Raw genomic sequence first — 18,483 nt, forward strand, 5'->3', positions numbered from 1 at the left:
TTTTATCATTTTGGTAAAAGCAGATTTTTTTTTACTTTAGTCAAAATTCAAATATATGCCAATATTTCTTTCCTCAACCACCTTACACATTCCTGATTTAATTAGCGATCTAGGATTAATTCTTGTAACAGCAGCCATAGCAGTGCTAATTTTTAGACTATTAAAACAACCGCTCGTTTTAGGTTATTTAGTAGCTGGATTTTTAGCTGGTAGCGAATCAGATTTCTTCCCAACAGTTAAAGACATGAATAGTGTAAAGGTTTGGGCAGAAATTGGAGTTATTTTCCTCTTGTTTAGTCTTGGACTCGAATTTAGTTTCAAGAAACTAATGAAAGTCGGCGGAACAGCTTCCATAACCGCTTTAACCCAAATCATCTCAATGGTAGCCTTGGGTTATTTCGTAGGACAACTAATGGATTGGGGCAAAATGAACAGTTTGTTTTTAGGCGTTATTTTATCCATTTCTTCCACAACCATTATCTTAAAAACTTTTGACGAACTTGGAGTAAAAACACAAAAATTCGCTGGAAATGTAATCGGAGCGTTGATTGTACAAGATATTTTAGCCATTTTAATGATGGTTTTATTATCAACCGTTGCGGTAAGTCAACAATTTTCAGGAACTGAATTGTTACAATCAGTATTAAAACTAGTTTTCTTTTTGACAATTTGGTTTGTAGCAGGGATTTTCTTCATTCCAACATTACTAAAAAAAGCCAAACATCTTTTAACTGACGAAATGTTGTTGATTATTTCGCTAGCATTATGTCTATTAATGGTTTTATTCGCTGCAAACGTAGGCTTCTCTCCTGCTCTTGGTGCTTTTATCATGGGTTCTATTATTGCCGAAACCACACAAGCCGAACACATTGAACATTTGGTAAAACCTGTAAAAGATTTATTTGGTGCCGTTTTCTTCGTATCGGTCGGTATGTTGATAGATCCTGAAATGTTAGTAAAATACGGATTTCCTGTAGCTATTTTAACGTTGGTTGTTATCTTAGGACAATCATTAAGTGCTACCATTGGCGCATTATTTTCGGGACAACCGTTGAAACAATCCATTCAAACCGGAATGAGTTTATCGCAAATTGGCGAGTTTTCGTTCATCATTGCAACTTTAGGAATGACGTTAAATGTAACAAGCGATTTCTTATATCCAATTGTGGTAGCTGTTTCAGCCATCACCACCTTTACAACGCCTTTCATGGTGAAATTTTCAACACCATTTTCATCATATTTAGAGAAAAAACTACCAAGACGTTGGGTGAAAAAAATAGAACGCTACAGCGCCAATACCGAAGCAATTAAATCGGTTAGTACATGGCAAATTGTACTTCGCGCCTACTTGACTCAGGTAATTATTCACTCGATTATTATTGTGGCGATTATTTTACTTTCGTCGAAATATATTCTGCCATTGGTGGAAGATTCGCGCTTTGGAAATGCTATCGCAGCATTAATAACAGTTGTGATTTTATCTCCTTTTTTATGGGCTTTATCGCTTAGAAGAGTGGCCGTAGAACAAGTGCAAGAATTAATGCAAGTAAGAAAATATCAAGGTCCAATTATCGTATTAGTTTTCTTTAGAATTGCACTTTCGCTTTTCTATATGGGATTTGTATTGAATGAATTTTTCTCTCCAGTAATTGCTATTATTGCCTTAGTTATTGGAATCGTTTCCTATATCTTATTCCCAAAAAGATTACATGCGTTTTACAACAAAATTGAAAGCCATTTCTTGAGAAATTTCAACGATAGAGAAATTACAAAACAAGCCAACAAACGTCAAAATGTGTTATCGCCTTGGGATGGACACATGGCAGATTTTGAAATTGCTACAGCTTCCAATTTAGCTGGAAAAACCTTAGAAGAATTAAAAATTAGAGAGCAATTTGGAATCAATATCGCTTCTATTAAACGTGGTGATGTTACGATTAATATTCCAATTAGAACCGAACGCTTATTCCCTGGTGACGAAATCAATGTAATTGGTACAGACGAACAAGTAAAACTATTCAAAAACTACTTAGACAAACACGAAATCGACGCTCCAGAAGCCACAGAAAAAGAAGACATCATTTTACAACAATTAGAACTTAAAAACCGTGTTTGCATCGGAAAAAGCATCCGAGAATCTCAAATTAGAGAAAAAACACACGGCATCATCGTAGGAATCGAACGTAACGGAAAACGTATTCTAAATCCAGAATCGCACCTTGTTTTAGAATCCGATGACATTTTATGGATTGCTGGTGATAGGAAGAAAATCAATGAGTTTTTGAAGGGATAATTTTTTAGTGATCAGTCACAGTATTCAGTTATCCACAACTTTGTCATTCCGAAGGAATCTCTTGGATTTTTTGGCATGAAAGTTGGCATTAATTAGACATCAAACCAAAATCTATGAGTAAATTTTTTCTATTTGTATCTTTTCTATTTTCCATTTCAATTTTCTCACAACAAGAAGTTGAAATTGACTTTAAAAAGTTAAATTCAAAAGTGAGTTTTTTAATAAACAATCACAGGAAATCACTAAAATTAAAAGAATTCGAAAAAGACACTTTTCTTCTTAAGGCTGCAGAAGACCATAGTCTATATTTAAAGAAATTAGGTTTTTTATCGCACGAACAGAAAGATGTAAAAAAGAAGAATCCAAGTGATCGAGTTATTTTTTATGGTGGAAAAAAGTTTAGTGGATTTGGTGAAAACATTTTATTTACTTCTATTAAACAAGAAAAATATAGCGATAAAGAATTAGATAAATTAGCTCAAACGATTTTCAATCAGTGGAAAAATTCGCCACCTCATTACAAAAACATAACTAACAAAGATTTTGATGCAGCCGATTTAGGTTTTTTTATTGATATAAAAAGAAATAGGATTTACGCTACTCACGTTTTTGGGATAAAAGGAATTCAAATACCAAATCAACTCTCTGAAAATGCATTTGGAGTTGAAGAAAAGAATAAAAAATGTAGACCGATTGATTTTGGAACAAAACTACATATTGGAAATAATATTGCAATAGAAGGTGAAAATGTCATTCTGTATTATCATGACAAACAGGAATTTGAATTGATGTTTTCTGAACCAAAAGATGGAATTGCAATTGATTTTGTTGAAAAAGAGCAAATGAGTTGCAACAAACCAAATACTTTTGACTTCTCTCCAATTTATGATGGCGTAATGTCTGAACCTATTTACAGAGAAGAATTATTAAAAAACAACACCGCTCAAAACGAATACAAGTTAATCACTAAAGTTGGAAAAGTTCCAAGTCATCTTTTAGGAAAAGAAATTGTCGCTAATGTAATTTTGATTTTTGATAATTGCGCTTGCGAATATGTTGTGCCTTTACAAATAAAATCAAAAACCATTGATTTATTTCCATTAGAACCAATCATTGAACAAACAAATGATACAAGTTTGAGTAATAAAGGAATCATATATACTGAAGAAATTTTATTTGAATTTGACAAAAACAAAGTAAAATCAAATAATGAAAATTACTATAAATTATATGATAAAGTTCATTCCACTCAAATATATAGTTATAGTTCCGTGGAAGGAAATGAAATTTCAAACAAAAAGTTACATGACAGCAGAGCAATTGCTATCGAAAAATTTGCAAAAGATTCTTTAAATATAAAAGTAAAACCTTCTTTGGTTATAGCTGAAGAAAACTGGGAAAAATGCTACATTCAATTAGCTATGGAAAACATGGAATATTTAGCAAGTAAACCCAAAAATGAAATTAGAGATTACATCAATATAAAAAACAAGGAGTTTGAAACGTATTTAAATGACCAAAGAGTTTCTAAATTGGTTGTCAATTATTATGGAGAAATCAATAAAGATTCGTTGTCAAATGAAGATTATTTAAGTTCTTTATATGACTTAAATCTAAGAACTGCTATTTATGATAAGGATTATAAAAAGGCGAATTTAGCACTTTCAAAAATGTATACTTTGGAATACAGTGCTAGTATTTTTGATGAAATGGTTTTTAATGAAATAAAAACAAATCCTAAATTAGTTCAAAATGCAACGGCAGTAATATGTAAAAATTTTAAACAAGATTTTTTTAAAACGACACAATTTCTTAAAATTTGGTTAGAAAAATTTGAATCCCTACCAAAAAACACGCAACTGAATTTACTAATTCTTTATTGTAGAATTAATACTGAATTGCTTGAAAAATGGGATATTAATATTTCTAAACTTACGAATGTTAGTAAGCCGGCGTCAATAGAAAATAAATTCATAACTTTAAAAGAAAATAAAAAACTTCAATCCAATTTCGATTACATTTTACTTTATTATAGCAATCATATCAACGATTATAAGAACATCAATCGTTATTTCGATAGAGTTTACATGAGTTTTAAATCGAATATAAAAACAAAAGAAGATAGAATGAATTTGGCTTTATTTGTCAATCATTGGAGTGTTTATAATTATAGTATTGCTTTACTCAAAGCCGAAATGAATAAGCCTACATTTTCAAAAGAAGAAGCATTATTATTAGCGCAAACGTTAACTCTATTCTTTGATGAAAACGATGTAAAAACCAATCAACAAATTTTAAACAAAGTCTATCAGCTGAATAAAAAAGAATGGTGCGAATGGCAAAAAGAAAACTTCAATCTTTTGAGAAATGAACAAATTAAATCAGATTTCTGTAAAAAATGCAATAATCTGTAACTTAAACGAGTTATTATAAAAAATCCAAACTAACATGAAACCCCAAATCACCCTATTCCTACTCTTAATTTCCACTTTAAGTTTCAGCCAAAATCAAAACAAAATTGATTTAGAGAAGCTAAAAACTAAACTATATAAATTAATAAACGAAGAACGTTCCAATAACGACAGAAAATTACTTGGTTTGGATATTTATTTAAAAAAAGCCGCAGACGACCATGCCAAATACATCGCAAAAGCACAAACTTTATCACACGAACAAACAGTGATAAAAAAAGAAACACCAAAAGAGCGCGTGTATTTCTATGGCGGAAATTCGTTTGTTTTAGTGGGTGAAAATCTATTATTTACTAGTATTAAAGACCAAATTTACACTGAAACCGATTTAGACGCTTTAGCCTTAAAAATGTTCAATCTGTGGAAAAAATCACCCAATCATTTAAAAAACATTTTAGACCATCAATATTTCTACACTGAAATAGGTTTTAGCATCGATTGGGAAAACAAGAAAATTTATGCCGTTCAATTGTTTGGAGCGAAGTAATTAAACACAAATTTCACGAATTAGCACGAATTAATTGGTGTAAATTAGTGAAATTCGTGTTCATTTTTAAGCACAAAAAACCTGATAGCTAACAACTATCAGGTTTTTATTTTTACTGAACACTACTCACTGAGCATTGAACACTTTTTTATCTCGAATAATTCGGAGCTTCTTTCGTAATCGTTACGTTGTGTGGGTGACTCTCGCCAATTCCACTCGCTGTAATTCTAATGAAACGTCCATTTTCTTGTAAGGTTGGAATATCTTTTGCACCACAATATCCCATTCCGGCTCTTAAACCACCGATAAATTGTTGCATGCTTTCGTTTAATTCACCTTTGTAAGGAACACGACCTACAATGCCTTCTGGAACTAATTTCTTCACATCGTCTTCTACATCTTGGAAATAACGGTCTTTTGAACCTTTTTGCATCGCTTCAACAGAACCCATTCCACGATATGATTTGAATTTTCTTCCTTCAAAAATAATGGTTTCTCCTGGAGATTCTTTTGTTCCTGCTAATAACGAACCTAACATTACACAATCAGCACCCGCAGCAATAGCTTTAGGGATATCACCTGTGTAACGAATTCCACCATCAGCAATAACTGGAACTCCTGAACCTTTTAAAGCTGCAGCTACTTCTAAAACCGCTGAAAATTGAGGAAATCCAACTCCAGCTACAACTCTTGTTGTACAAATCGAACCTGGACCAATTCCAACTTTAACCGCATCAGCTCCGTTTTGAGCCAAATATAATGCTGCTTCTGGAGTAGCAATGTTACCCACTACTACATCTAATTCTGGGAATTTTGCTTTTACAGCTTTTAATACATCCACCACACCTTTTGTATGTCCATGAGCGGTATCGATAATTACTGCATCAACTCCCGCATTTACTAATGCTGTTGCTCTATCTACTGCATCAGCCGTAACACCTAAAGCCGCAGCAACTCGCAAACGACCAAATTTATCTTTATTAGCAATTGGTTTCTGAGTAAGCTTCGTAATATCTCTAAACGTAATTAAACCAACTAATTTATTGTTGTTATCAACTACAGGTAATTTTTCAATTTTATTTTCTTGAAGAATATCTTCTGCTTCATGTAAAGTGGTTCCTTGAGCAGCCGTTACTAAATTTTCAGAAGTCATTACCTCTAAAATCGAACGTGAATTTACTTTTTCGAAACGTAAATCTCTATTCGTTACAATTCCTTTTAAAATTCCGTTTTCATCTACTACTGGAATTCCGCCAATACTAAATTCTTTCATTGCCATTTTCGCATCACCAACCGTAGCTGTTAAAGGCAACGTTACTGGATCGATAATCATACCGCTTTCCGCACGTTTTACTTTCTTTACTTTTGCAGCTTGTTGCTCAATCGTCATGTTTTTATGTAAAACGCCAATTCCGCCTTCTTGTGCCATAGCAATTGCCATAGAACTTTCGGTAACCGTGTCCATTGCTGCGGAAACGATAGGAACATTCAACGTAATATTTCTCGAAAACTTCGATTGAATACTAACTTCGCGAGGTAAAATTTCTGAATAATTTGGAATAAGCAAAACATCGTCGTAAGTAAGACCTTCGCCAACGATTTTAGTTGTGTGTGCTTTCATGGTGCAATTTGTAGTTGTTGTTAAATTGCGTGCAAATATAGTAAAAATTAGCCAAATAATCTATCTCTTTTAAGAATAAATTATGTAACTTGCATATTAATTTTTCATCTTCAATGAGCGATTCTAAAAAAACAAGTACAGGCCTAACCGATTCAGAAGTAATAGAATCCGCAAAAAAGTTCGGCACTAATTCTGTCGAACACCAGAAAAAAAACCATTTTCTGAACTCCATTTTAGATATTGTAAAAGAACCCATGTTTCTTTTATTATTGACCGCTACCAGTATTTATTTCATAACTGGAGATTATGGCGATGGTATTTTCATGACTTTTGCAATTGTTTTTGTTATGGCAATTTCGGTTTTTCAAGAATCTAGAAGTCGTAATGCCATTGAAGCTTTAAAAAAACTAACCCAACCAAAATGTAAAGTCATTCGAAACAGTCAATTAATCGAAATTCCAACCGAAGAAATTGTAATTGGTGATTGTGTTCAACTAGAAGAAGGTGCTTTTATTCCTGCTGATGGAATTATTCTTTCATCCAACGATTTTTCGGTAAATGAATCTATACTAACAGGTGAATCTTTAGCCGTATTCAAGTCAAATGAATCCGAAGACAAACAAGTTTTTCAAGGCACAATTGTAGCTTCTGGTTTAGCGATTTGTGAAGTAACAGCTATTGGAAATAAAACGCAATTAGGAAAAATTGGTTCGAGTTTGAATGCGATTGAAGAAGAAAAAACACCTTTGCAAATTCAAATTGGGAATTTCGTTACCAAAATGTCAATTATCGGTTTGGTGATTTTTGCAGTCGTTTGGGCGATAAATTACTATAATTCAAGATTGGTTTTAGACAGTTTATTGAAGGCTTTAACCTTGGCAATGAGCGTTATTCCAGAGGAAATTCCGGTAGCCTTCACCACTTTTATGGCTCTTGGTGCTTGGCGTTTGATGAAAATGGGAATCATTACCAAACAAACCAAAACCGTTGAAACTCTTGGAAGCGCCACCGTAATTTGCACCGACAAAACGGGAACGATTACTGAAAACAGAATGAGTTTAGCCGAATTGTATCTTTTTAAATCCAATTCGACAATAGAAACTTCTCAAAAACTAAATCCCGAAGCAGAAGAAGTCTTGAATTACGCCATGTGGTCGAGTGAACCCATTCCGTTTGATGCGATGGAAATTGCGATACATGAAGCGTATTCTAATTTTGAAAGCGAAGACGAACGACCTCATTTTAAAATGGTTCACGAATATCCTTTAGGTGGAAAACCACCAATGATGACACACGTTTTCGAAAACGAATCGGGTAAAAAAATCATTGCAGCGAAAGGCGCTCCAGAAGCATTAATAGCGGTTAGTTATTTAAGTGAAGCTGAAAAAAATCAGATTTTTGAAGCAATGAAAACCATGATGCAAAAAGGATTCCGAGTTTTAGGCGTGGGTGTTTCTGACTTTGAAGGAACGGATTATCCAGCTACCCAACAAGAATTAAAGTTTCATTTTAAAGGATTAGTAGCGTTTTACGATCCACCAAAACATAACATTCAAGCGGTTTTTGAAACGTTTTACAAAGCAGGAATTCAAGTAAAAATCGTAACCGGTGATAATGCTGAAACGACTTCAACCATCGCAAAACAGGTCGGGTTCAAAAACGCCGATAAAGTATTGAATGGCAATGAATTAATGGTAATGGATGAAGCGACTTTGAAAGAAAAAGTAATGGAAACCGCTATTTTCACCAGAATGTTTCCAGAAGCAAAACTAAGAATCATCAAAGCTTTAAAAGGTAATAATCAAATCGTAGCCATGACAGGCGATGGTGTAAATGACGGACCCGCTTTAAAATCGGCACACATCGGAATTGCTATGGGCAAAAAAGGTACTGAAATCGCCAAACAAGCCGCCAATTTAATTCTAATCGACGACAATTTCGAACGAATGACGGATGCTATTGCTATGGGAAGAAAAATTTACCTCAACCTTAAAAAAGCGATTCAATACATCATTTCTATTCATATTCCGATTATATTAATTGTGTTTATTCCGTTGGCTTTGGGTTGGATGTATCCAAATATTTTCACACCAGTCCACATTATTTTCTTGGAAATTATCATGGGACCAACTTGCTCCATTATCTACGAAAATGAACCGATGGAAGATAATCTCATGCTACAAAAACCAAGACCACTAACCACAACATTCTTTAATTTCAAAGAAGTTTTGATTAGCATCATTCAAGGATTAGTCATTACTTTAGGATTACTGTACATTTATCAATATGCTATTGGAGAAAACATGTCAGAAAACGGTACTAGAACTTTGATTTTCTTAACTTTAATCACTTCAAATATAGTATTAACATTGGCGAATCGTTCGTTTTATTATTCCATTTTCAAAACGATTCAATACAAAAATAATTTGGTAGGATTGATTATTGGAGTAACCATCGTATTGACAGGATTATTGTTGTTTATTCCTGCATTTTCAAACTTCTTCTTGTTCGAAATGGTAAGTGGTTCCCAAATAGGATTATGTGTTTTAGTGGGAAGTATTTCGGTACTTTGGGTAGAAATTTATAAAGCCTTTAAACGAAGAAAAACAGCTTAATGAAATTCGCCAAATAGTTTAGTCGCTTCATTATAAGCACTTTCAAAGCTCATTGGACTGGTATTCGTGTTTTCTCTTTTAGTAGTGAAATACGACAATAATTTTTCTGTTGGCATGTTTCCTGTCAAATCGTCTTTTGCCATGGGACAACCACCAAAACCTTGAATCGCGCCATCATAACGACGACAACCTGCGTTGTAAGCCGCATCAATTTTTTCAAACCATTTGTCTGGCGTAGTATGAAGATGCGCACCAAATTCAATGTTTGGATATTTCGGAATCAAATTAGAAAACAAATAATCAATTACTTCTGGAGTGGAACTTCCAACGGTATCAGAAAGCGAAAGGATTTTCACCCCCATATTCGCTAATTTTTCAGTCCATTCTCCTACAATTTCAACATTCCAAGGATCTCCATACGGATTTCCAAAACCCATTGAAATGTAAGTCACGACTTCTTTGTTGGATTTATCAGCGATTTCTAAAATCTCTTGCAACGTAATTAAACTTTCCGCAATAGTTTTATGGGTATTTCGCATTTGAAAATTCTCCGAAATCGAAAATGGAAAACCTAAATATTGAATTTCTTTATGAACAGATGCATTTTGAGCACCTTGTGTATTGGCAATAATCGCTAATAATTTGCTATTAGTGGCAGACAAATCCAATTGCGCTAATACCTCAACCGTATCTTGCATTTGCGGAATCGCTTTTGGCGAAACAAAACTTCCAAAATCAATAGTATCAAAGCCTACACGCAATAACGATTGGATGTATTTTACCTTTCTTTCGGTAGGAATAAACGGTTTGATACCTTGCATGGCATCGCGCGGACACTCGATAATTTTGATTTCGTTCATAGCTTCAAAGATAGGGATTTTAGCTGTTTTCCAAAATCTTTTTGTTAATCGCTTTCACTAGAGCTGGACCTTCGTAAATAAATCCAGTATAAAGCTGCACCAAACTTGCACCAGCATTCAACTTTTCAATCGCATCTTCTGCGGTGTGAATTCCTCCTACTCCAATAATTGGGAACGACTTATTACTTTTTTCCGAAAGAAAACGAATCACTTCTGTAGAGCGTTTGGTTAATGGTTTTCCAGACAAACCACCCATTTCAGATTTGTTTTCCGATTGTAAACCTTCGCGAGAAATTGTCGTATTCGTAGCAATTACGCCAGCAATTTTAGTTTCGTTTACAATATCAATGATGTCCAAAAGTTGTTCATCGGTCAAATCGGGAGCGATTTTTAGTAAAATTGGCTTTTGTTTCGGTTTTGCGTTGTTTTGATTTTGAAGTGTTTGCAATAACTCCGTCAAAGGTTTTTTATCTTGTAATTCGCGAAGATTTGGTGTGTTTGGCGAACTCACATTCACCACAAAATAATCTACATACGGAAACAAAGCTTCAAAACAGATTTCGTAATCCTTAACCGCTTCTTCGTTTGGCGTAACTTTATTTTTTCCAATGTTTCCACCAATTAAAACGCCTTTATTTTGTTTCAAACGTTCTACTGCTTCTTTAACACCACCATTATTGAAACCCATTCGGTTGATAATCGCATTGTCTTCTTTTAAGCGAAACAAACGTTTTTTAGGATTTCCTTCTTGTCCAATAGGCGTTAACGTTCCAATTTCAATAAATCCGAAACCAAAGTTTGACAACTCTTGATATAACTTCGCATCTTTATCAAATCCTGCCGCTAAACCAACCGGATTTTTAAATTTAATTCCGAAAACTTCTCTTTCTAAACGAGCATCTTTTACTTCGTAAAGCGATTGAAATAAGCTTGAAAAACCTGGAATTTTATTCAAAAAACGAATTAATGAAAAGGTAAAATAATGCACTTTTTCTGGATCGAAACAGAAAAGTAACGGACGAATGAAGATTTTGTACATAGTGTGTTGTGTTGTTGTGCAAAAGTAAGAAAATGGAATCCCAAAAAAAAAGTATTGACGCATTTTGTAACAATAAAAGATTTGGTGCGTATAATTAGCAAGAATAAGTTCAAGAACAAAGACAAGTTCAAGAACAATTTTAAAAAATTTATTCAGGAACACGGATTGAAGAAATTAAAAATTAAAAAAATCGGTGTAAATTTCTCAAATCTGTGTCATCTGTGTTCCAAAAAACAATTAAATATATTCAAAATTCTAATTTCTAAATTCTAATTTCAAAATGGCTCAAACTCCTTCTAACATGTTACCGTTAGGCACCATTGCTCCTGATTTCAATTTGAAAGATACTAATGCTACCGATTTTAAAACGTTTGCTGATTGCAAAGGTGAAAAAGGAACGGTCGTAATGTTTATTTGCAATCATTGTCCGTTTGTGCATCATGTGATGGACGAGGTAATTCGTGTAGTAAACGATTATCGTGTGCAAGGCATTGGTTTTGTCGCGATATCTAGCAACGATGTAGTCAAATATCCGCAAGATGCTCCTGAATTAATGACCGAATTTGCCTTTGAAAACGGATTTGAATTTCCGTATTTATATGACGAAACACAAGAAGTAGCCAAAGCCTACGATGCGGCTTGTACGCCTGATTTTTATCTTTTTGACAATCAAAATAAGTTGGTTTACCGTGGACAATTAGACGACAGCCGACCAGGAAATGGTATTCCGTTAAGTGGTTCTGATTTACGAAGCGCTATTGATGGTGTGGTGATGAATCGATTAATTAATCCAGAACAGAAACCGAGTATTGGGTGTAATATTAAGTGGAAGTAATTTTTTTATCTCGTTAGTTTCCTTAACTTTGTACCCAAATTAAACCTATTCATTTTGAAATACCTAGTTTCAAATATCACTTTAATTTCAAATACTATTACAAAAGTAGTAGCATTTACACACAGCAAGGCCTTTATCAATTAGGCCTCCGTCTATCCTATTCCTAATTCTCAGACGGAGGATTTTTACTTAAAACATTTTCTATTCATTTCAGAAGTATCTTCTGTAATCATTATTTTTTTTAATTCTAACATCATGTCGCAAAAAAAACTTTTGGGAAAATTATATGCACGCCATATAATTTGGTTAGTCACGTTATCATTTTTGATGGGAACTCTTTTTTTGGTTGCCTACTATAAAGTGCACCCAATTTTTCTATCTGCTCCTTTATTAATGCTTGTTCTAGTAACTATCGACAGCTTTCAATCTAAGCATTCGGTACGAAGAAATTATCCATTAATAGGACGTTTACGTTATTTATTTGAATCGGTTCGCCCTGAATTTCGCCAATACTTTTTTGAAGGTGAATTGGATGGAAAACCTTTTAACAGAAGACAACGTTCCATCGTATATCAAAGAGCGAAGAACCAAAAACAAACTATTTCGTTTGGAATGCAAGACGAGCCCAATAGAATTGGTTATGAATGGGCAGCGCATTCGATTTATCCTAAAAAGAACGATTTCAGTCAATTCCGAATAACCATTGGAAATTCGCAATGTTCAAAACCGTATAGTGCTAGTATTTTCAATATTAGTGCAATGAGTTATGGTGCTTTGAGTAAAACCGCTATTTCTTCTCTAAATGAAGGAGCTAAAATGGGGAATTTCGCTCACAATACAGGAGAAGGCGGAATCAGTGATTACCATTTAAAAGGAGGCGATTTGATTTGGCAAATTGGAACAGGATATTTTGGTTGTAGAGATGGAAAAGGACACTTCAATGACGCTCTTTTTGTAGAAAAAGCCAATTTAAAAGAAGTGAAAATGATTGAAATTAAACTATCGCAAGGTGCAAAACCAGGTCATGGTGGCTTACTTCCAGCTGAAAAAAACACACCGGAAATTGCCCGAATTAGAGCCTTAGAACCGCACACAACCGTTCATTCGCCATCAGCACATACCGCATTTTCTAATGCTACTGAGTTGTTATATTTCATACAAAAATTGCGAAACTTGTCTAATGGAAAACCGGTTGGATTTAAGATTTGTATCGGTAAAAAAGAAGAGTTTACCGAAATCTTAGAGGCGATGTTAATTACCAATATCCTTCCTGATTTCATTACTATTGATGGTGCTGAAGGAGGAACAGGAGCTGCTCCACTTGAATTCATCGATTATATGGGAATGGCGTTATCGGATGCCTTAGTATTTGCTCACAAATCGTTGTTAGATTATGGTTTACGAAGCGAAATTAAAATACTAGCTTCAGGAAAAATCATATCCGCTTTTGATATTGCTAAAAACATGTCTTTAGGTGCCGATGCTTGTTACAGCGCTCGCGGAATGATGTTTGCCTTAGGTTGCATTCAAGCCTTACAATGCGATAGCGGAAAATGTCCGGTTGGTATCGCAACGCAAGACAAATCACTTTACAAAGGTTTAGACATTACTGATAAACGCGTTCGTGTAGCAAATTTCCATAAAAACACTTTGAAAGCGGTAGCTGAATTCATTGGAGCTTGCGGATTTGAAGCCCCTGACCAAGTTACAGCAGAAACTTTCTTTAAACGAGTAAATTATAACACCAACTTAAACTTTAAAGAAATTTATTTTACCAATCCAGAAACCAAAAACAAAACATTAGATAAAGAAACAATATTCTTAAATTAAAATAATATGAAACCAATACCAACATTTACATCAAGCGATCATAAGCTGCTTAAAAAAATTACTAAAAGTAATCTTTCAGCTACGAGTGCTAAAGAAATCAATCTGTTAACTCAAGAATTAGACAGAGGTAATATTGTAGAAGATAATGCCATTGTAAACGATGTTATCCGAATTAACTCGGAGGTAACTATTGAAGATATGAGCACTCAAAAACAAATGAAATTTCAAATCGTTTTACCTTCTCAGGCGAATATCAAAGAAAGTAAATATTCTGTACTAGTTCCGCTTAGCGTGGCGATTATTGGGTTTAAAGTAAACGATCAAGTAGATTGGGAATTGCCTGCTGGTAACAAAACTTTAAAAGTTATTGCTGTTAACAACGGTAATTAATTTAGTAAACACCTTTTTTGAGGTGTTTTTTTATTTTCTCTCCAAAATCACTTCAATCGGATTATTACTTCTAGGTCCGAAAGTTCTGGCTTGGCGTTCGTTTTCACTCGAACATAAAATATACATATTAAAAGCTTGCAATTGGACTAATTGCTCTTTGAACTTTCCTTTAGTATCTTCAATTTTAATGTAAAATTCTTCCGCAGGAAACGTATTCGTTACCGAAAGTAAATAGGTATCTCCCGAATACGGAAAAAACCATTTTTCGGGTTCGTTTGGTTTACTTATTAAATGATTTCGAGTAAAAACCAAAGCTTGGTTGCCGTACTTCCAACTGTATTTATTATTCTCGTTGATGACTTCTTCACCTTTTTCGTTGACCAAAGTAATTTTCAAATCGGGAATATTATCTGATTTTCCTTCTTCATGAACTTTTACTACTAAATAAGAGGTAAAATCAAAGCCACAATGCGGCACTTGCCCTAATGAGAACAAAGAGAAAAGAAGAAAGAAAAAAGATATTTTGATTTTCATAGCCTTGAATTGTTGGTAAAAATACAAAAATGATACAAAAATAATTTAAAAGCTATCTTACGATTTTAAAACTTGTACTTCTTTTAAAAAGTTAAAAAGAAACTTTCATCTGCTTTTTTTGCATTTCAAAGGCTATTAAGCGCTTAATCGCTTAATTTTTAATACTTTAAATTAAAAATATCCTAGAAAATGCTAAAAAAATCAATACTCTTAGAAAACAAAGCTTCAATTTCTACTAAAAATCTACAGCTTGTAATTAAAACCGAAACAAGAGAAAGTACAATTCCAATTGAAGATATTGGCTACTTAGTTATAGATCATCCAGAAATATATTTGAGCATTCCTGCTTTAAACTTATTAATTGATAACAATACAGCTGTTATTATTTGTAACACCAACCATTTGCCAAATGGAATGTTCTTAAACCTCAACAGCCATCACATCCAACAAGAAATTTTTAAAAATCAAATTAATGCTAGTGCTCCACTAAAAAAGCAACTTTGGCAACAAACGATTATAGAAAAAATTACGAATCAAGGAATATTACTCCAAAAAATCACATCTAAGAATAATAATTTTGAATTTTTAGCATCTAAAGTATTAAGCGGTGATAGCGCTAACATGGAAGGAGTAGCCGCTAACTTTTATTGGAAATCTTTTTTTGAACACAACTTCAAAAGAGAACGATTTGGAGATTATCCTAATAATTTCTTAAACTATGGTTATGCCATATTAAGAGCTGCAACCGCAAGAGCGCTTTCAGGAAGTGGATTATTGAATACCTTAGGAATACATCACAAAAGTAAATATAATGCTTTTGCTTTGGCTGATGACATAATGGAACCTTTCCGACCAATTGTAGATGAAAAAGTTGCCGAAATCATGCAAAACTATTCAGAACAAGAATTGAATACAGCAATCAAAGCCGAACTTTTACAAATCTTAACCCGAACGGTTTATTTTAAGGAGGAAAAAAGTCCATTAATGGTAGCTTTACAAAAAACAGCAAGTTCTTTACAACAATGCTATACTGGCGATAGAAAAAAAATTAAATATCCCAAATTATGGAACTAAATGGATACCGTATTATGTGGTTATTTGTATTTTTTGACTTACCTACCGAAACCAAAAAAGACCGAAGAAATGCTTCGGGATTTAGAAATAACCTTTTGAAAGATGGTTTTAGTATGATGCAATATTCGGTTTATGTACGACATTGTGCCAGTAGTGAAAGTGCCGATGTGCACGAAAAACGAATTCACAACTTATTACCGCCACTCGGAAAAGTGAGTGTCTTGCGAATAACCGATAAACAATTTGGAAATATTTTAAATTTTTGGGGTAAAGCCGAAGTGCCAAAAGAACCGCAACCTACTCAATTAGAATTGTTTTAATTGACCAGAATAAAATCGATCCTCAAACCATTTTTGTGGATTTCTATCTATGTAATTTGAAATCAAATCATATTCCTTTTCATTTCTAATAATATGATCATGAAAAGAACGATGCCAGGCAAAATCAATAAAACCAAAATCACGAATTTGCTTAGAAGAAGTCGTTTTTAAAGCCCCCATTAAACTTGATAATGATTTAATTTTAATCTCATTTATATTCACTTTTGAACCATCAATTTCCAATATCAAATGAAAATGATTTGGCATAATAACGTAATTATGAATGGAAATATAAGGATATTGATTTTCTAACCATTCTATTTGATTTTTCACAATTAAACCAAACGAATTCAATTCCATCACAACATTTCCAAATGGATTAATTTCAGAATGATGATTTTCAGAATGATGATTTTCAGAATGATGATTTTTGGAATGATGATTTTTGGAATGATGATTTTTGGAATGATGATTTTTGGAATGATGATTTTTGGAATGATGTACGGACAGGTCGCGACCTGTCCCTACGATAGCATCGGAAATTACATTTCCTAAACAACACAAATTATTTTTCACACAATTTGTAACAAAATACAAATTATTACTTGAATAATCGAATCCTTTCATTCGATTTCTTTTGCGATTTTTCATGGCTTATACTATTAAAATGGCTTATATAAATTCAAAAATAGAAATAAAATTCAAATTTAAAAAATCAAATCTAATTTCCCCCGTACGGACAGGTCGCGACCTGTCCACCTTGATTTAATTTATTACATCCAATTTAAACAGCACAAACACCTCAGGCCCTATCCCTAAAAAACAAAAAACGCCTCAATTTTGCCTTATCACTACAAAAAAGAAGCATTTTTTATCAATAAATAACACGATAATTTCTTGATAGTCAATCGATAAAGGTGGCACCAATATCGTGTTTTCAAATCTTTAATCAAACCACAACACATTCGTAAAGAGAACCAGCGCGTTTAATAATATCGTGTTTTCAAATCTTTAATCAAACCACAACGTCGCTTGTTGGCTCTTCAGTATTTGGTACAATATCGTGTTTTCAAATCTTTAATCAAACCACAACAGAAGGAGACGAATTAATGCGTCAAGGAAAAATATCGTGTTTTCAAATCTTTAATCAAACCACAACAGCGCTTGATACTAATAACTTAAAAGAAGCAATATCGTGTTTTCAAATCTTTAATCAAACCACAACTGTAAAATAACTTTGCCACATTCCATCTATAATATCGTGTTTTCAAATCTTTAATCAAACCACAACAGACCAAAAGTTAAAACATTCACAAATTTTAATATCGTGTTTTCAAATCTTTAATCAAACCACAACGATTTTGTTTATGTAGATGAGTGTCAAGATAATATCGTGTTTTCAAATCTTTAATCAAACCACAACACATTTCACGCAAAAAGCTAAATGAATTAAATATCGTGTTTTCAAATCTTTAATCAAACCACAACAACCGCATTTGAAGCTGTTAAGAATTCCGCAATATCGTGTTTTCAAATCTTTAATCAAACCACAACACTGATAAACATTACCTCGTTAAAAAAAGAATATCGTGTTTTCAAATCTTTAATCAAACCACAACACTCTTGATATTTCTCCATTCTTTTTTTGTAATATCGTGTTTTCAAATCTTTAATCAAACCACAACTACCGTAGCAGGTAGCGACATAGTCGAAAAAATATCGTGTTTTCAAATCTTTAATCAAACCACAACAGGCAAACGTGACGAGATTAAATCGAAACTAATATCGTGTTTTCAAATCTTTAATCAAACCACAACTTGAGAAATTAAAGTATTTCATTTCCAAAAATATCGTGTTTTCAAATCTTTAATCAAACCACAACTATTTTTGCTTTCAATTCTTCAAGTAATTTAATATCGTGTTTTCAAATCTTTAATCAAACCACAACACTTTGAGGCGACACTCAAAAAAGACCAGTAATATCGTGTTTTCAAATCTTTAATCAAACCACAACCAGTCCGAATTAATAACTAAACTCACTACCGTCCGAAAGTTTAATTTTTAAAAGTGCCTGAGAATGATTTATTTTGAAAAAACTTTCAAAAATTTTCAAA

Annotated in this window: 14 protein-coding genes and 1 CRISPR repeat array; of the genes, 9 read left to right on the forward strand and 5 right to left on the reverse strand. The window is 33.2% G+C overall.

Going from position 1 to position 18,483, the window contains the following annotated elements; translation table 11 throughout:
* The first annotated feature begins 55 nt into the window (after positions 1 to 55).
* The 3 genes from ACE3PD_RS09585 to ACE3PD_RS09595 all read left to right on the forward strand — a co-directional run bounded on the left by ACE3PD_RS09585 (position 56) and on the right by ACE3PD_RS09595 (position 5,251).
* Entirely contained in the window at positions 56 to 2,293 is a 2,238-nt protein-coding gene (locus ACE3PD_RS09585; RefSeq protein ID WP_374401863.1) for a cation:proton antiporter, read from the forward strand.
* Positions 2,294 to 2,406: 113 nt separating this feature from the next.
* The gene (locus ACE3PD_RS09590) at positions 2,407 to 4,707 is read left to right on the forward strand and encodes a CAP domain-containing protein (RefSeq protein ID WP_374401865.1); all 2,301 of its coding nucleotides are present in this window, start codon (positions 2,407 to 2,409) and stop codon (positions 4,705 to 4,707) included.
* Between the two features lie 34 nt (positions 4,708 to 4,741).
* Positions 4,742 to 5,251 carry a CAP domain-containing protein gene (locus tag ACE3PD_RS09595; RefSeq protein ID WP_374401867.1) on the forward strand — a complete coding sequence of 170 codons (510 nt, stop codon included), beginning with the start codon at positions 4,742 to 4,744 and terminating at the stop codon, positions 5,249 to 5,251.
* A gap of 148 nt (positions 5,252 to 5,399) precedes the next feature.
* On the opposite strand, the gene guaB is transcribed toward ACE3PD_RS09595, so the two are convergent.
* Complete coding sequence (gene guaB, locus ACE3PD_RS09600; protein ID WP_374401870.1) at positions 5,400 to 6,872, reverse strand: IMP dehydrogenase; 1,473 nt, start codon at positions 6,870 to 6,872, stop codon at positions 5,400 to 5,402.
* A 113-nt stretch (positions 6,873 to 6,985) separates the two neighbouring features.
* On the opposite strand from guaB, the gene ACE3PD_RS09605 reads away from it, so the two are divergent.
* The gene (locus ACE3PD_RS09605) at positions 6,986 to 9,487 is read left to right on the forward strand and encodes a cation-translocating P-type ATPase (protein WP_374401872.1); all 2,502 of its coding nucleotides are present in this window, start codon (positions 6,986 to 6,988) and stop codon (positions 9,485 to 9,487) included.
* Here ACE3PD_RS09605 and ACE3PD_RS09610 read toward each other — a convergent pair.
* Both ACE3PD_RS09610 and ACE3PD_RS09615 read right to left on the reverse strand, forming a co-directional pair.
* Positions 9,484 to 10,347 carry a hydroxymethylglutaryl-CoA lyase gene (locus tag ACE3PD_RS09610; protein ID WP_374401874.1) on the reverse strand — a complete coding sequence of 288 codons (864 nt, stop codon included), beginning with the start codon at positions 10,345 to 10,347 and terminating at the stop codon, positions 9,484 to 9,486. The genes ACE3PD_RS09605 and ACE3PD_RS09610 overlap by 4 nt on opposite strands.
* A 19-nt stretch (positions 10,348 to 10,366) precedes the next feature.
* Complete coding sequence (locus ACE3PD_RS09615; RefSeq protein WP_374401876.1) at positions 10,367 to 11,386, reverse strand: quinone-dependent dihydroorotate dehydrogenase; 1,020 nt, start codon at positions 11,384 to 11,386, stop codon at positions 10,367 to 10,369.
* Between the two features lie 280 nt (positions 11,387 to 11,666).
* Here ACE3PD_RS09615 and ACE3PD_RS09620 point away from each other — a divergent pair, with 280 nt between their 5' ends.
* From ACE3PD_RS09620 to ACE3PD_RS09630, 3 genes are all read left to right on the forward strand, one after another.
* The gene (locus ACE3PD_RS09620) at positions 11,667 to 12,221 is read left to right on the forward strand and encodes a thioredoxin family protein (RefSeq protein ID WP_374401878.1); all 555 of its coding nucleotides are present in this window, start codon (positions 11,667 to 11,669) and stop codon (positions 12,219 to 12,221) included.
* Between the two features lie 255 nt (positions 12,222 to 12,476).
* Positions 12,477 to 14,051, forward strand: a complete 1,575-nt coding sequence (locus ACE3PD_RS09625) for an FMN-binding glutamate synthase family protein (protein ID WP_374401880.1) — start codon at positions 12,477 to 12,479, stop codon at positions 14,049 to 14,051.
* A gap of 6 nt (positions 14,052 to 14,057) precedes the next feature.
* Positions 14,058 to 14,441 carry a GreA/GreB family elongation factor gene (locus tag ACE3PD_RS09630; protein WP_374401882.1) on the forward strand — a complete coding sequence of 128 codons (384 nt, stop codon included), beginning with the start codon at positions 14,058 to 14,060 and terminating at the stop codon, positions 14,439 to 14,441.
* 30 nt (positions 14,442 to 14,471) lie between these two features.
* Here the strand turns inward: ACE3PD_RS09630 and ACE3PD_RS09635 are convergent, their stop codons facing one another.
* Complete coding sequence (locus tag ACE3PD_RS09635; RefSeq protein ID WP_374401885.1) at positions 14,472 to 14,975, reverse strand: hypothetical protein; 504 nt, start codon at positions 14,973 to 14,975, stop codon at positions 14,472 to 14,474.
* Positions 14,976 to 15,164: 189 nt separating this feature from the next.
* Here ACE3PD_RS09635 and cas1 point away from each other — a divergent pair, with 189 nt between their 5' ends.
* On the forward strand, positions 15,165 to 16,049 hold the full coding sequence (gene cas1 / locus ACE3PD_RS09640; protein WP_374401887.1) for a type II CRISPR-associated endonuclease Cas1: 885 nt from the start codon (positions 15,165 to 15,167) through the stop codon (positions 16,047 to 16,049).
* Complete coding sequence (cas2, locus tag ACE3PD_RS09645; protein WP_291107203.1) at positions 16,040 to 16,369, forward strand: CRISPR-associated endonuclease Cas2; 330 nt, start codon at positions 16,040 to 16,042, stop codon at positions 16,367 to 16,369. The genes cas1 and cas2 overlap by 10 nt, the downstream gene beginning before the upstream one ends.
* On the opposite strand, the gene ACE3PD_RS09650 is transcribed toward cas2, so the two are convergent.
* Positions 16,355 to 17,020 carry a transposase gene (locus ACE3PD_RS09650; RefSeq protein WP_374401891.1) on the reverse strand — a complete coding sequence of 222 codons (666 nt, stop codon included), beginning with the start codon at positions 17,018 to 17,020 and terminating at the stop codon, positions 16,355 to 16,357. The two genes, cas2 and ACE3PD_RS09650, sit on opposite strands and share 15 nt — an antisense overlap.
* Positions 17,021 to 17,289: 269 nt before the next feature.
* Positions 17,290 to 18,383: a CRISPR direct-repeat array (repeat unit 36 nt; unit sequence AATATCGTGTTTTCAAATCTTTAATCAAACCACAAC).
* Positions 18,384 to 18,483: the final 100 nt, after the last annotated feature.

The organism is Flavobacterium sp., from assembly GCF_041911335.1.
In the GTDB taxonomy this organism is placed as follows: Bacteria; Bacteroidota; Bacteroidia; order Flavobacteriales; family Flavobacteriaceae; genus Flavobacterium.

Coding starts and splice junctions, on each gene's coding strand:
- ACE3PD_RS09585 (WP_374401863.1), top strand. CDS start 56: ATGCCAATATTTCTTTCCTCAACCACCTTACACATTCCTGATTTAATT.
- ACE3PD_RS09590 (WP_374401865.1), top strand. CDS start 2,407: ATGAGTAAATTTTTTCTATTTGTATCTTTTCTATTTTCCATTTCAATT.
- ACE3PD_RS09595 (WP_374401867.1), top strand. CDS start 4,742: ATGAAACCCCAAATCACCCTATTCCTACTCTTAATTTCCACTTTAAGT.
- guaB (WP_374401870.1), bottom strand. CDS start 6,872: ATGAAAGCACACACAACTAAAATCGTTGGCGAAGGTCTTACTTACGAC.
- ACE3PD_RS09605 (WP_374401872.1), top strand. CDS start 6,986: ATGAGCGATTCTAAAAAAACAAGTACAGGCCTAACCGATTCAGAAGTA.
- ACE3PD_RS09610 (WP_374401874.1), bottom strand. CDS start 10,347: ATGAACGAAATCAAAATTATCGAGTGTCCGCGCGATGCCATGCAAGGT.
- ACE3PD_RS09615 (WP_374401876.1), bottom strand. CDS start 11,386: ATGTACAAAATCTTCATTCGTCCGTTACTTTTCTGTTTCGATCCAGAA.
- ACE3PD_RS09620 (WP_374401878.1), top strand. CDS start 11,667: ATGGCTCAAACTCCTTCTAACATGTTACCGTTAGGCACCATTGCTCCT.
- ACE3PD_RS09625 (WP_374401880.1), top strand. CDS start 12,477: ATGTCGCAAAAAAAACTTTTGGGAAAATTATATGCACGCCATATAATT.
- ACE3PD_RS09630 (WP_374401882.1), top strand. CDS start 14,058: ATGAAACCAATACCAACATTTACATCAAGCGATCATAAGCTGCTTAAA.
- ACE3PD_RS09635 (WP_374401885.1), bottom strand. CDS start 14,975: ATGAAAATCAAAATATCTTTTTTCTTTCTTCTTTTCTCTTTGTTCTCA.
- cas1 (WP_374401887.1), top strand. CDS start 15,165: ATGCTAAAAAAATCAATACTCTTAGAAAACAAAGCTTCAATTTCTACT.
- cas2 (WP_291107203.1), top strand. CDS start 16,040: ATGGAACTAAATGGATACCGTATTATGTGGTTATTTGTATTTTTTGAC.
- ACE3PD_RS09650 (WP_374401891.1), bottom strand. CDS start 17,020: ATGAAAAATCGCAAAAGAAATCGAATGAAAGGATTCGATTATTCAAGT.